The sequence below is a fragment of the Wujia chipingensis genome, from assembly GCF_014337155.1.
GTDB lineage: Bacteria > Bacillota > Clostridia > Lachnospirales > Lachnospiraceae > Coprococcus_C > Coprococcus_C hominis.
On sequence record NZ_CP060632.1, the window covers coordinates 127,284 to 140,703 of the forward strand.

Annotated in this window: 14 protein-coding genes and 1 pseudogene; 12 read left to right on the top strand and 3 right to left on the bottom strand. The window is 42.5% G+C overall.

Annotated features, from left to right (window positions below; translation table 11 throughout):
* Positions 1-56: 56 nt before the first annotated feature.
* The gene (locus H9Q76_RS00625; protein WP_117780873.1) at positions 57-458 is read right to left on the bottom strand and encodes a Fur family transcriptional regulator; all 402 of its coding nucleotides are present in this window, start codon (positions 456-458) and stop codon (positions 57-59) included.
* Between the two features lie 349 nt (positions 459-807).
* Here H9Q76_RS00625 and H9Q76_RS00630 point away from each other — a divergent pair, with 349 nt between their 5' ends.
* A complete protein-coding gene (locus H9Q76_RS00630) occupies positions 808-2,487 on the top strand; it encodes a putative bifunctional diguanylate cyclase/phosphodiesterase (RefSeq protein ID WP_021984908.1) in 1,680 nt (559 codons plus the stop codon).
* 130 nt (positions 2,488-2,617) lie between these two features.
* Positions 2,618-2,851: an acyl carrier protein gene (acpP, locus tag H9Q76_RS00635; protein ID WP_021984907.1), complete on the top strand. Its 234-nt coding sequence runs from the start codon at positions 2,618-2,620 to the stop codon at positions 2,849-2,851.
* Positions 2,852-2,997: 146 nt separating this feature from the next.
* Here acpP and H9Q76_RS00640 read toward each other — a convergent pair whose 3' ends face one another.
* On the bottom strand, positions 2,998-5,481 hold the full coding sequence (locus tag H9Q76_RS00640) for a GH36-type glycosyl hydrolase domain-containing protein (protein WP_118374234.1): 2,484 nt from the start codon (positions 5,479-5,481) through the stop codon (positions 2,998-3,000).
* A gap of 289 nt (positions 5,482-5,770) precedes the next feature.
* Here H9Q76_RS00640 and H9Q76_RS00645 point away from each other — a divergent pair, with 289 nt between their 5' ends.
* The 9 genes and pseudogenes from H9Q76_RS00645 to H9Q76_RS00685 all read left to right on the top strand — a co-directional run bounded on the left by H9Q76_RS00645 (position 5,771) and on the right by H9Q76_RS00685 (position 11,850).
* On the top strand, positions 5,771-6,400 hold the full coding sequence (locus H9Q76_RS00645; protein WP_182428846.1) for a nucleoside-diphosphate sugar epimerase/dehydratase: 630 nt from the start codon (positions 5,771-5,773) through the stop codon (positions 6,398-6,400).
* 160 nt (positions 6,401-6,560) lie between these two features.
* A complete protein-coding gene (locus H9Q76_RS00650) occupies positions 6,561-7,121 on the top strand; it encodes a polysaccharide biosynthesis protein (protein ID WP_249321875.1) in 561 nt (186 codons plus the stop codon).
* Positions 7,111-8,007 (top strand): annotated as a pseudogene (locus H9Q76_RS00655) (nucleotide sugar dehydrogenase); the annotation flags it as partial. The gene H9Q76_RS00650 and the pseudogene H9Q76_RS00655, both read left to right, overlap by 11 nt.
* A 206-nt stretch (positions 8,008-8,213) precedes the next feature.
* Positions 8,214-8,414, top strand: a complete 201-nt coding sequence (locus H9Q76_RS00660; protein WP_021984901.1) for a hypothetical protein — start codon at positions 8,214-8,216, stop codon at positions 8,412-8,414.
* A 300-nt stretch (positions 8,415-8,714) separates the two neighbouring features.
* On the top strand, positions 8,715-9,506 hold the full coding sequence (locus tag H9Q76_RS00665) for an AbiH family protein (protein ID WP_021984900.1): 792 nt from the start codon (positions 8,715-8,717) through the stop codon (positions 9,504-9,506).
* A gap of 159 nt (positions 9,507-9,665) precedes the next feature.
* The gene (locus H9Q76_RS00670) at positions 9,666-10,043 is read left to right on the top strand and encodes a type II toxin-antitoxin system RelE/ParE family toxin (protein ID WP_021984898.1); all 378 of its coding nucleotides are present in this window, start codon (positions 9,666-9,668) and stop codon (positions 10,041-10,043) included.
* 31 nt (positions 10,044-10,074) lie between these two features.
* Positions 10,075-10,473: a helix-turn-helix domain-containing protein gene (locus tag H9Q76_RS00675; RefSeq protein WP_021984897.1), complete on the top strand. Its 399-nt coding sequence runs from the start codon at positions 10,075-10,077 to the stop codon at positions 10,471-10,473.
* On the top strand, positions 10,473-10,904 hold the full coding sequence (locus H9Q76_RS00680; RefSeq protein WP_117780869.1) for a protein-export chaperone SecB: 432 nt from the start codon (positions 10,473-10,475) through the stop codon (positions 10,902-10,904). Before H9Q76_RS00675 ends, H9Q76_RS00680 begins: the two co-directional genes overlap by 1 nt.
* Before the next feature lie 373 nt (positions 10,905-11,277).
* Positions 11,278-11,850, top strand: a complete 573-nt coding sequence (locus tag H9Q76_RS00685) for a VanZ family protein (protein ID WP_249321355.1) — start codon at positions 11,278-11,280, stop codon at positions 11,848-11,850.
* 29 nt (positions 11,851-11,879) lie between these two features.
* Here the strand turns inward: H9Q76_RS00685 and H9Q76_RS00690 are convergent, their stop codons facing one another.
* Positions 11,880-12,638, bottom strand: a complete 759-nt coding sequence (locus tag H9Q76_RS00690) for a M23 family metallopeptidase (RefSeq protein ID WP_181985530.1) — start codon at positions 12,636-12,638, stop codon at positions 11,880-11,882.
* A 292-nt stretch (positions 12,639-12,930) separates the two neighbouring features.
* Between H9Q76_RS00690 and H9Q76_RS00695 the strand changes: the two genes are divergently transcribed.
* The gene (locus H9Q76_RS00695; protein WP_021984893.1) at positions 12,931-13,272 is read left to right on the top strand and encodes an Ig-like domain-containing protein; all 342 of its coding nucleotides are present in this window, start codon (positions 12,931-12,933) and stop codon (positions 13,270-13,272) included.
* The last annotated feature ends 148 nt before the right edge of the window (positions 13,273-13,420 follow it).

Genomic DNA, 13,420 nt, shown 5'->3' on the forward strand with positions numbered 1-13,420 from the left:
TGAACCGGCGATTTTTCATCAATTACAGTTCAACACCAATTATGATTTATCACCCATCAAAGTTCATCGTCGACACAGTCTGCGCACTCTTCACACAAACCAGTAAACAATACAGATACGCCATCCACGCGGCATGGTGAGATTTCTGCAGCCTGTGCAATCAGATCATCCTCGAAATTCATATGGATATCACGCACGGCACCGCATTTCGTACATAAAAGGTGGGCATGTGGGTCGGTGCAGGCGTCGTAGTGATCGGTTTTTCCGTCTACATGCAGACGCAGAATCCTGCCGGACGCTGCCATCTGGTTTAAGTTCCGGTAGACCGTACCGAGACTGATCGTTGGGAGGTCGTTCCGCAAATACTGGTAGACAGCATCCGCAGTCGGGTGATCGGTTCTGCCCGTCAGAAAGTTTATAATTGATTCTCGTTGATGACTATATTTGCTTGTTGCCATAGATACCTCCGTTACTATATATACTAATACACTGTATGCACAATATATGAGCTGACACACTCTGAACAATATATGAGTTAACGTACTCTGCACATTATCTGTATACGAATAGTATTGATACTATATCATAAAATAGTAATAATTCTTATTATTTAGTATAGTGAATAATACACATTCTGTCAACCAAAAAATTATATAAAACGAGGAAAAGAATCTAGTAAAAACATAGAAAATCACAAGTATTTGTAAGTATTTGACTGATTTCGATTGACATAAAATTCCATCATTGTTATAGTAAATCTGTGTTGTTTACTAAATAAATATTTACCTGATAAAAGGAAGCGAATATATGAATTTCGGTATGATAACCGATGAATTAAACATGCAGGAGACGAAGCAGGTCATTCACTCCATTTTAAATGCCGGATGTGAGGCAAGCATCGTCATTGACCGTTCCAGCTTTGAGATTCTGTATCAGAATGACAAGGCGATTGAATTGATGGGAAATCGTGTCGGCATGATTTGTCATGAGGTGCTTTGTACGAAGGAAACTCCGTGTATGGACTGCCCGATGCAGCATATCAAGACACAGGCACCGCTGGTGCGGGAGCGTTATGAGGAGCTGCTTGATGGCGTGGCAACGTGGCGTTATCATGATATTGCATGGTTTGACGGTAGAGACGCTGTGCTTGCAACATTGGTCGCACTTGGCGACAATGAGCAGGTAGTTATGCAGAATATGATGGAGCAGGCAGTCAAGCTGATGGATCATACACCAGACGAGGTGGACAAGCTGACTGGCATTTCGAACCGGATTCGGTTTTATGATCAGACGCAGGTTGCGATTCAGGATTTATACAATAATTATGCAATTGTGTTGTTAGACATTGAGCGTTTTAAGAATATTAACGATATCCACGGTATTGCGGAGGGCGATCAGGTGCTCCGTTTTGTAGCGCGGGTATTGCAGGAGACATATGGCAATCAGAACAATTACGCAAGATTGCATTCGGATATGTTCGTCTTTTATATGAGCTATGATAAAAAGGGCGAGATCATCAAAGAGATTGAGAAGCTGCGCAAGAAGATCAGCAACAATCCATTCCAGTATGATATCGTGACAAAGTTCGGTATTTATCTGGTGAATGACCGAAGTATTCCGGTGAATCTGATGTGCGACCGTGCGATGATGGCAGAGCGTACCGTAAAGGGTAATATCATGAAGTTCTGTGCATTTTATGATGAGCATTACCGCGAGGAGATGCTGCGTGCCGGACAGATCGAGCAGGATATGGAGAAGGCGCTGACCGAGCATCAATATCAGATGTATCTGCAGCCGAAGTATCGTTTGAAGGACAACTCCCTGTGTGGTGCCGAAGTGCTTTGCAGATGGCAGCATCCAGAGAAGGGCTTGATCCCGCCGAACGATTTTATTCCGTTATTTGAGAAGAACGGCTTTATTTTGAAGCTGGATGAATACATGTGGGAAGAGGCGTGTAAGAATATCCGCCGCTGGTTGGATCAGGGACGTTCGGTTGTGCCGATATCCGTGAATATATCGAGATATCATATTCAGCACAACGATCTGGAAAAGGCGTTGATGGAGCTGATCCACAAATACGATCTCACACCGGATATGCTGAATCTGGAGATTACAGAATCCCTGTTTTTAGACAAGCCGGAGGAGCTGAATCGTGTGCTTGACCGTCTTCAGAAGCTGGGATTTAAGCTGGAGGTGGACGATTTCGGTTCCGGATTCTCCTCATTGAATCTGATTCGAAATATCTCGGTCGATACGATCAAGATCGACAAGGAATTCCTTGATAGTGAGATCGCTTCGGAGAAGGGCAAGATTGTGGTAAATCACACCATCGGTATGGCGAAGGATCTGCATTTGCAGGTAATCGCGGAAGGCGTCGAGACAAAGGCACATGTGGATTTCCTGAAGAATTCCAACTGTGATATCGCGCAGGGATTTTATTTTGCAAAGCCAATGCCTGTACCAGAGTTTGAGCGGATTGCTTTTTAACCCCGCTTATTAAAAATACGAATACTAGCTTGACATATAGTATAGGGCTGTTGTATATTTTCTGTATGAGAGTCACTTAGCCGATATGCAAGTGCAGTTATAAAATGAAATGTAAAAGGAGACTAATAGTATGTTAGAAAAGTTAAAGGAAATTATTGCAGACCAGCTTAGCGTTGACGAGAGCGAAATCGAACTCTCAACATCTTTCAAGGATGATCTTGGCGCAGATTCTTTGGATCTTTATGAGCTTGTTATGGCTTTGGAAGAGGAGTATGGTTGTGAGATCCCTGCAGATGACGTAGCTGCTATGGCAACTGTAGAGGATGTTGTTAATTACCTTAAGAACAACGGTATCGAGGACTAATCGAGACTTAGAACCGAATTTCTACATATGAGGGCATCACCCAACGGGTGGTGCCTTTTTTATGTGGTGACTGCATACAAAAACAGCGGCTGCACATCGTGCAGCCGCTGCTATTTTTACCTGTGAATTGTTTCGTTAGTTATCAATTAACCAAGAACAACCTCAACCTTGTGAGCCTTGCCATCACCAGCAACAGGGATTACATTTCCGTCGATTGCCTTGCCATCAACAGTCATGCTCTTAACACCCTTGCATACGTGATCTGGGTTCTTAACCTCGATATCATATGTGTCGCCACGGAACTGACGGGAAGCCTTCAAACCATCCCAAGCAGAAGGGATAGAAGGATCAATCTTCAAACCGTCGAAGTCAGGCTGTACACCAAGGATGTACTGGGAGATAGCTACCATGTTCCAAGCAGCAGTACCTGTCAGCCATGAGTTCTTACCCTGACCGAAGTTCTTACCTGTCTGACCGATATCAGAACCAGCATCCTTACCACCGATCATCTGTCCATATACATATGGCTCAGTCTTGTGGATATCAGATGTCTCTTCTGTGAATGCAGGAGCGATCTCTGAGTAATACTTGAATGCCTGATCACCCTGACCAGCGTAAGCTGCTGCACAGATGATCCATGCATTGTTGTGTGTGAAGATACCAGCGTTCTCCTTGTATCCGCCCGGATATGTAGAGATCTCGCCGTACTGGATGTAGTACTTTGTATAAGCAGGGTTGTTCAGTACAAGACCATGCTTTGTATTCAGTCTCTCATCGATGGCTGCAAGTGTCTTCATATCACAGCCCTGATCCTTACCGATCTCAGACATGATTGCGAAGCCCTGTGGCTCGATGAATATCTTACCTTCTTCACATTCCTTAGAACCCATCTTCTCGCCGTTTGCATCGTATGCGCGGATGAACCAGTCGCCATCCCAAGCGGATTCCATGATATTTGCTTTCATCTTATCGATCTCAGCCTGAGCAGCTGTTGCCTCGTCATCCTTACCGAGGTGCTTCAGGATAGATACATAGTTTGGACCTGCATAGGTAAAGAGTGTAGCAACCATAACAGACTCAGCAACCTTAGAGTAACCGCCTTCAGCAGCGAACTTAGGGTTTGTATATGTCTGGAAGCTCTCACCTGGTGTGTCAGAGTAGCATGACAGGTTGATACAGTCATTCCAGTCTGCACGCATTGCAAGTGGAAGTCCGTGAGGTCCAAGGTTATTTACGATCTTGTAGAAGGAAACCTTCAAGTGATCAAGCATTGGCTTTGCCTTAGACTCGTCATTATCATAAGGAACCATCTCATCGAGGATACCCCAGTCGCCTGTCTCCTTGATGTAAGCGGAAACAGAAAGGATCATCCACAATGGATCATCGGAGAAGTCACCACCGATATCGGAGTTACCCTTCTTGGTCAGTGGCTGATACTGATGGTAGCAACCGCCATCCTCAAGCTGAGTAGAAGCGATATCAATAATTCTCTCTCTTGCACGGTCTGGAATCTGGTGAACGAAACCGAGGATATCCTGGTTTGAATCACGGAATCCCATACCACGACCGATACCTGATTCGAAATAGGAAGCAGAACGTGAAAGGTTGAATGTAACCATACACTGATACTGATTCCAGATATTAACCATACGGTTAACCTTGTCATCTGGTGTGTCAACATTTAAGATGCCAAGGAGATTATCCCAAGTAGCCTTCAGCTCTGCAAGACCAGCAGCAACCTTCTCAGGTGTGTTGTACTTGTCCATCATAGCAAGAGCCTTTACCTTATTAATAGTCTTACCATCTGCTTCGAACTTCTCCTCAACTGGCATCTCTACATAACCAAGGATGAAGATGAGTGTCTTAGACTCGCCCGGAGCAAGTGTGATCTCTTTATAATGAGAAGCGATGGGTGACCAGCCATCTGCAAAGGAGTTGTTAGCCTTACCAGCTTCAACTGCCTGTGGATTGTGGAAACCATTGTACAAACCGATGAATGCATCACGGTCTGTATCGTAACCATCGATGGTGTCATTTACAGAATAGAATGCGTAATGATCACGTCTGTCTCTGTACTCAGTCTTGTGGTAGATGGTAGAATCCTTTACCTCTACACGACCAGTACTGAAGTTTCTCTGGAAGTTTGTGCAGTCGTCCTGTGCATCCCACAGACACCACTCAGCAAATGAGAAGAAGGAGAATGTCTTAGCTTTGTTGCTCTCATTTGTCAAAACTACCTGCTGTACTTCTCCGTCGTAATTCTGTGGTACGAAGAATGTTACTTCAGCCTTCAGGTCGTTCTTCTTACCTGTGATCACTGTGTAACCCATACCATGACGGCACTCGTAAGCATCCAGCTCTGTCTTCACTGGAGACCAGCCTGGATTCCAGATGGTGCCATTCTCGTTAATATAGAAGTAACGGCCACCCATATCAATAGGTACGTTGTTGTAACGGTAACGAGTGATTCTTCTAAGACGAGCGTCTTTGTAGAAGGAATATCCTCCTGCTGTGTTTGAAATCAAGGAGAAGAATCCCTGTGTGCCTAAGTAGTTGATCCATGGATATGGAGTTCTAGGCGTTGTAATGACGTACTCACGATTTGCGTCATCAAAGTAACCAAATTTCATGTATAATACCTTCCTTTCATAAAACACTGCCCTCATTATATAATAAAAATAGTCAAAGCACAACAAAAATTCTCGCATTCAGGCAACAAATTGCACAAACGAAAAATGCAGAAAGTATGCCAGAAAACTCCCTATTTACAAGGACGAATACCAATTATGACAGATTAAGTGTCAATTTTGCAAGGTCTATTGCAATTCACAAATTGCTATACTATATTTTTGGAGATGAATGGTAACAAAAGATAAAATTTCCGGGCGTGGCGTCCGGTGACAGGGAGAAATGGGAAACATGGGAGAGAAAAAGTTCAAAATTCAGCACTGGCATATTGTCGCAGTGATGCTTATGGTGTACGATACAATTGTAGTTAATTTTGCGTATGCGGTTGCATTGTGGTTGCGGTTTGACTGCCGGTTCTCAGCAATTGATATCAAATATCTGGAAGCGTGGATCGCATATATACCGGTTCGAACGGTTATCACGCTGACAGTCTTCTGGCTCACAAGTATGTACAAACGAATATGGCGGTTCCTTGGCATCCGTGAATTACTGCCAATGACGAACGCGACATTGATCGCAGGACTGATCAACCTGTGTGGAATCACGATCTTCCTGCAGCGTATGCCGATTTCCTACTATATATTAGGATTTGTTCTGGAATATGTATGTGAGATCGGACTGCGGTATTCGTATCGTATCTTTGTCACAGAACGAAACCGGGCACATGGCAAGCAGGTGGACAATGTCATGGTTATTGGAGCCGGTGCGGCAGGACAGACGCTGATGCGGGAAATCCAGCGGTCATCCAAGCTCAACAACATGCTTGTGAAATGTTTTATTGATGACAATAAGAACAAGAATGGACGTTTTATTGAGGGTGTTCCGGTAGCAGGAACAAGAGACGATATATTTGCTGCATAAGATCGATCAAATCATCTTTGCTATTCCAACGGCAACAAAGGATGAGCGTCGGGAGATACTTAATATATGTAACGAGACGGATTGTGTTGTGAAGACCGTGCCAGGTATCTACCAGATTGTGGATGGTGATGTGAAGCTGAGTAAGCTCCGGCCGATCTCTATGGAAGATCTGCTCGGAAGAGAACCGATCAAGATAGATCTTGCTAGTATAACCGGCTATATCGAGGGCAAACGTGTGCTGGTAACCGGTGGAGGCGGCTCGATCGGAAGTGAGCTTTGCAGACAGATCGCGGCAAGCCGGCCGGAACGACTTATCATCTTTGATGTATATGAGAACAATGCATACGAGATTGAACAGGAATTACGACATAACTTCCCGAAACTGAATCTGACTGTACTGATTGGATCGGTACGTGACAGCTGCAGAATCGAGCGTGTGTTTGAAGAGTATAAACCGCAGATCGTCTACCATGCGGCGGCACACAAGCATGTGCCACTCATGGAGGGAAGTCCTTGCGAGGCGATCAAAAACAACGTATTTGGCACTTATAAAACCGCACTTGCGGCAATCCGAAATCACTGCGACCGTTTTGTGCTGATCAGTACAGATAAAGCAGTCAATCCGACAAATGTCATGGGTGCGAGCAAGCGTATGTGTGAGAAGATCAATCATCACATAAGTCCGATTCAGGATGAATATATTGAGAAGTATGGTAATTAAGTCCACAATTCCGGTGGGATATACGAAATCCATCCGGAAGAAATATTGTTGTGAAAACATTATTTTCAGTCCGGAATTTCTGCGGGAATCAAAGGCGTTGTATGATAATTTATACCCAAGCCGTATCATTGTTGGAACGGATATGGATGATGAGAGACTGGTTGCGGCGGCACATACATATGCGGGGCTGTTGCAGGAAGGCGCAATCAAGGAGAATATTGACACGCTGATCATGGGGTATACGGAAGCAGAGGCGGTCAAGCTTTTTGCAAATACATATCTGGCACTGCGTGTATCGTATTTCAACGAGCTCGACACATATGCGGAGATGAAGGGCTTTGATACGCAGCAGATCATCAATGGTGTGTGTTTGGATCCGCGAATCGGCACACATTACAATAACCCAAGTTTTGGTTATGGAGGATATTGCCTGCCGAAGGACACAAAGCAGTTGTTGGCGAACTATCAGGATGTGCCGGAGAACCTGATTGAAGCGATTGTGGAATCAAACCGGACGAGGAAGGATTATATTGCGGATCGAGTGCTGGAGATTGCTGGAGCGTATGGACCGAATGAAGACTACGATGCTTCGAAGGAAAAGGAAGTTGTCGTTGGTGTGTACCGCTTGACGATGAAAAGTAATTCGGATAATTTCCGGCAGAGTTCCATCTAGGGAGTCATGAAGCGGATCAAGGCGAAAGGCGCAACCGTGATCGTGTATGAGCCGACTTTGGAGGATGGTAGCACATTCTTTGGCGGCAGAGTTGTGAATGATCTGGCGCAGTTCAATGATCTGTCGCAGGCGATCATTGCGAACCGGTATGATGCTTGTCTGGATGATGTGGCGGACAAGGTGTATACGAGAGATATATTTAGGAGAGATTAGGGATGGGAGACCGTCGGGAGCGTAGTGCTTTCGGCGGTTTTTTTACGTTTTTAAAATTTATTTTCGCCTGTACCCCGCATTCTTGCGTGCTTTTCCTAAATGTTCCAAACTTACGCTTTACAATGTATTTTCACCTGTGATATGGTTTTTGTGTCGACAAGGTTGGATGGATGAACCATCACCCCGGGGCAATACAGGAGGAGTGTATGGCGAAGATGGAGTTGAACAGGCAGGAAGAGTATCTGAATCGGATTGACAGACTGAAGCTGATGGATGATGACTTCTTTTCCGAGGCGCTGGATGGAAAGGTTGAAGCGGTAGAATTTATTTTGCAGGTGGTGCTGGAAAAAATTGTAGATTTGTGTAGAATAATGGTTATAAGACATGTGTGGGAGCATGACTTATAGGGGTGAGGGGAATTCTATATAGTTATCGTTCTTATTGCAAATTCTTTTTTCTAGAAAAAATGTCGATAGTTGAGAACCTCTGAAAAATTCCCATGTACGAAAGTGAGACAAAATTCGCATTTAAAATTGTGATGATGATTTGTCTGTCGTATGCAGCACAGTAGTTGTTACTTTTGTTTGATACACGGCGGGAATAGTAGAGCTGAATAGTTTTGAAGATTATACAAGGGGGATAAAATGACTTTATTTTTGATTGGAAATGGTTTTGATTTAATTGTGGTATGAATACGAGATTCTCGGATGGTTAATTCAGATTCGAAATCTCCTATTATTGAGGCATTCAAAAGAGAAATATCATTGGATATAGATCGTTGGGGTGATTTCGAGATGGAGATGTGTGATTATGCGCAATCCCTAAAAACGGAAAAAGAGTTTGTTGAATGTGTCAGGGATTTTTCTGTATATATGAGAGAATATCTAGATAGAGAACAGAAACTTTTTTTCAAAAGGATAAATGATGAAGCAAAAGAAAAAATAATTCATGATGAGATGGTGGATTCGTTTTCTGGGTTTTACAAAGGAATATCTCATAATGTGAATTCTACAATGAGTATAAGAGATGCAGGGCTGCGTAGAAATATCCAGGCGATTTCGTTTAATTACACAGAGGTTTTTGATTATGCTATGGAGAAAGCGTTTGATCAATATTCATATCGGGCACCTCAGATAATCCATATTCATGGTAAATTAGGGGATGATCCAACGTTAGGAATTGACAATGAAAATCAATGGAAAGCAGCATATCCTCTATCAAGAAATGGAAAAAGAGCGTTTGTTAAACCTTTTTTTAATGAAGAATATGACAGGATGCGGGTTGTTGAGGCGGTGAATATAATCAATTCTGCGGATACGATTTGTACATATGGTTTGGCGCTGGGAGAGTCGGATTTAACATGGAGAAATGTGTTGATTGATTGGCTTCAGAGAAACACGAAAAATCATTTATTTGTTTATAGATATGGGATATCTCAGAAAACTTATTTATTAGGAAATGTGGAGAAATGTATTCTTTGTCACAGGATAGTTTGTTAACGCAGGCAAATCTTGTTATGGTAAAGTGTGAGGAGGCGAGTAGAGAAAGTTTATCAAATTGAATATAAAATAAAGTTTTGAATATAATAAATATAAAAAACTGTTGAAAATATTACTTATAAGTTATATTATAACAATACGAAGGAGGAGACTTGGGGTGTGGAATTAGAACAATTACTTATTGAAGAATTAGAAGAGACAATTTCAAGTGTAAAGAAAGAGTTTCGAAAAGCAGTTGATGAGGCGTGGAGGGAAAATGCGCCTTGGCAGAGATATCAGAAAAAGTTGATTGCAGATCTGGCAGTTTTAGAACAGGAAAAAGATCGAGCGATTGATTTGCCGCAATTTGAAAAGTTAACGGGATTTGACAAACTATATAGTATTAGACATCCAGAATCCAGGAAAAATGTAAGAGTACTTTATACGATTGAAGATGACACCATAATACTGCTTACTGCCTTTTTAGAGAAAAATGCTGGAGATTATCAAAGAGCAATTGAAATTGCTCAAAAGAGGCTAAAGTGGTTGTTTAGTTAATTTAAAAGGATTATAGATGGAGGATATGAAAATGGGAATTGCAGAAAAGATTGCAAATGCAAAGAAGTCAAATTGGGTTTCAGAAGGTATTTCTAAGTCTGAAGTAAAAACGATTGTTGAGTTAGCAAAGATTTCTGCGCAGATTGAAAGATGCAGACTTGACATGGGCATGACACAACAAAAGTTTGCTGAATATATGGGCGTAACGCAGGCGATGGTTTCTAAGTGGGAAAGTAGGGAATATAATTTCACGATAAGAACATTAAATGAAATTTGTCAAAAGACAAACTTGAAATTATTTGTTAGTTTGGATAAACCATGTGTAAAATCTGATTATAATATTGTGGAATGGGAGAGCGAAAAGGTAGGAAAGAAAAGACGGGATAATGGTTATTTACGACTTGTATATGATAAGGGGGCGATTGCATAATGGAGTTAAATCGAATTGCAACAGGAATAAAGTTAGTTGGTACAACGATTAAAGAGATTTCTGTTGAAAATAACATAGTGAATGTTCAAAAAGAGGCAAAAAGAAGTTTTGGTCTTAATATTAATGAGCCTAGTTTTGAAAATATTGACGAAGGCCTTTTTTCGCAAATGGCTATAGATTTTGAAGTAGAGATAGAGCAGACAGAAGATCGAAATTTTAAATTAGAACTATCTTTAGAAGGAGCATTCCTATCAGAAAAAAATACTGAGGAAGAAGATTTTAAACAGCTTGTAATCATAAATGGAGCTGCAGCTCTGATTAGCATTGCAAGAGGAAAAATAGAATCGATAACATCTAATATTTTTGACAGCGGAAAAGTTGTTATTCCGTTTGTAAACGTAATTGATTACTATAAAGGTTTGTCAGAATAATATTTGACTAAGTTATAGATCAAGACACATCAAATTAAAACAGTAACGCAAAATACCGTGTGGATTCCCCAATCCACACGGTATTTCTATATAAAACACACATCTGAGCTGCTTCCGAACATCAGCAACTCATCCTCTCCCCAAGATGTCCAAAGGTGTTTGCTTTGAACACATTTATCGTAACATAAGTGGAAGAAAAAACAAGGGGGGTGGCACAATTGACGCGCAGGAGAGCATACTTTTTCACTTTCGTGCATTTTCTGCTATATTTCATGCAGAATCGTCAAGTCCGGTTTTGTAATTTTGATAAAAAATACAGGTTATATCTGAGGATAAAAACTTGTGCTATACTACACAAGGAAAGGGGAAACATATGGATCTCAATCAGATATTTATAAAATATTATCCAGAGTGGACCGCGTTTGAAGCGGTTGTATTTTTCTCGGTTTTGATAGGAGTAACAGCCATTTTATTGATACAAGTGCTACGCAAGCATATTCGTTGGGTGCGGGCGGTTTCTGTGTTATTGCTTGTGACATATCTGATGCTTGTATTTGGTTCGACTGTGTTTATGCGGCAGCCAGGGACAAGGCAGGCGGAGTATGAATGGTTCTGGTCGTGGAAGGTAGTGTATCATGCCTTTGAAGAGGGATATACACATAGCTTGTTTTGGGAGATTCTGCTGAATATTGCGTTGTTTGTTCCGATTGGTGCATTGCTGCCGCTTGCGAGTGGACGGAAACGAGGTATTTGGCTGGCGTTGGTTACTGGAATTCTGATTTCTACAAGTATTGAAGGCTTGCAGCTTTGGCTGTGCCGGGGCTTGTTTGAATTTGATGATATCTTTGATAATACACTTGGGTGTGTGTTGGGACAAGCAGTGATTGGAAATCCTGTTACATATCTTCTTATGAAAATTTCCGCCCCACCCAAATGTAAAAATTAAATTATTCCAATCAAATACCCCCTGCCATTTTATTGTAGCTTCACGTATTCCAATGGATCAACAACCTCATCATTCACCCGCATTTCAAAATGCAGATGTGGTCCGGTGCTGTTTCCGGTGTTGCCGGAGAGTCCGAGCAGATCGCCTTGTGCGACGGTCTGTCCGACTTCGACAGAAGTTTCAGACAGATGTCCGTAACGGATGACCATGCCATCGCCGCAGTCCACATAGACACTGATGCCGTAGCCGCCGTTCCAACCGGATTGTATGACGGTTCCGGCGGTGCTGCTCTTGACAGGCGTGCCGACATTGACCGCGAGGTCGATTCCGTTGTGCGTTCTGCCCCAGCGCGGACCGACGTAAGAAGTGATGACGTAATCATCGACCGGAATCAGAAAGTCCGGTCGCTCCTTTGTTCCGACATGTACCTCGCGGGCAATCGCGGGCGTGATGACGCGGGAATCGATGATCTCCTCGGACACAGCGTGTCCATTTAAATAGGTGATCAAAGCAGTTGTTTCCTGCTTGCCAGCGGTGCCTTCCTGTGTGACGACGATCTCGCCCTGATAGAGGGAATCATCGTAGACGGTGTTGCAGGAATCATAATAAGGAACGATTTCCTTTACACTTTGCAGGGATGTTCCGGTTAGTCTGTATTCTTTTTGCGGTAATTTGATCGATGGAAATTCGCGTGCCTGACTCATCAGACAGACGAGCAGACTGCTTCCCACCAAAGTAAATGTCAGTAATTTTTGTCTTTTGTAGGAAAACTGAAATTTATGTTTCATGATTTGCTCTCCTACGGAATATGTACTTGCAGTCAGTGTTCCCATATATGGCATACGCTATTCAAATATATGGAAAATGTGACGATATATTGAAATGTACGATAACAAATTCGTAACAATTTTATTGTAGTGTTACAAATCTGTGATGTAAAGAAAATGCGTGTACAAAATTCTGACAGACAGCGGCAAAATTCTTGTTCGCGCATGCGCTTTGTGATAAACTAAAACATGAGTGAGTACAGAAGATGGATGCTGGAAATGCGGCATTGGATTACGACAGAGGGAGTTGCAAATGGCAAAAAATTTGATTGATATAGAAGATATTCCACCACAGCTTGCGAACAAGGTCAAGCAGGATCTGCGTTTTAAGACCGGGAATTTTGTGTGGCGCGTGCGGTTCAATATTCCGCTGGACCCGCATACGGTGAACAAGGATACGATGTATGTGACGAATTCGCAGAACCAAAAGCTGCGATCCTATATCCGTTATGATACGAAAAATGAGATTATCGAGGTGGAACCGCTGGAGCCGTATTCGACGAACGAATACTATTTCCTGACGATCACAAAAAATGTGAAGTCGAGAGGCGGACAGTCGTTGAAGGAGCCAGTGCAGATCAAATTCAAATTATAAAAGTACAAATAATAAATTACAGGGACCGAAACAAATCGGTCCCTTTTTATAAAAATGCAACCGCGCGGGTGGTATCTTAGCAAGGGGGAGAAATGGATGGTAAAACTCGAAAAGACTTGTGAATAATCGGTTGCATGCGTGCCTATCC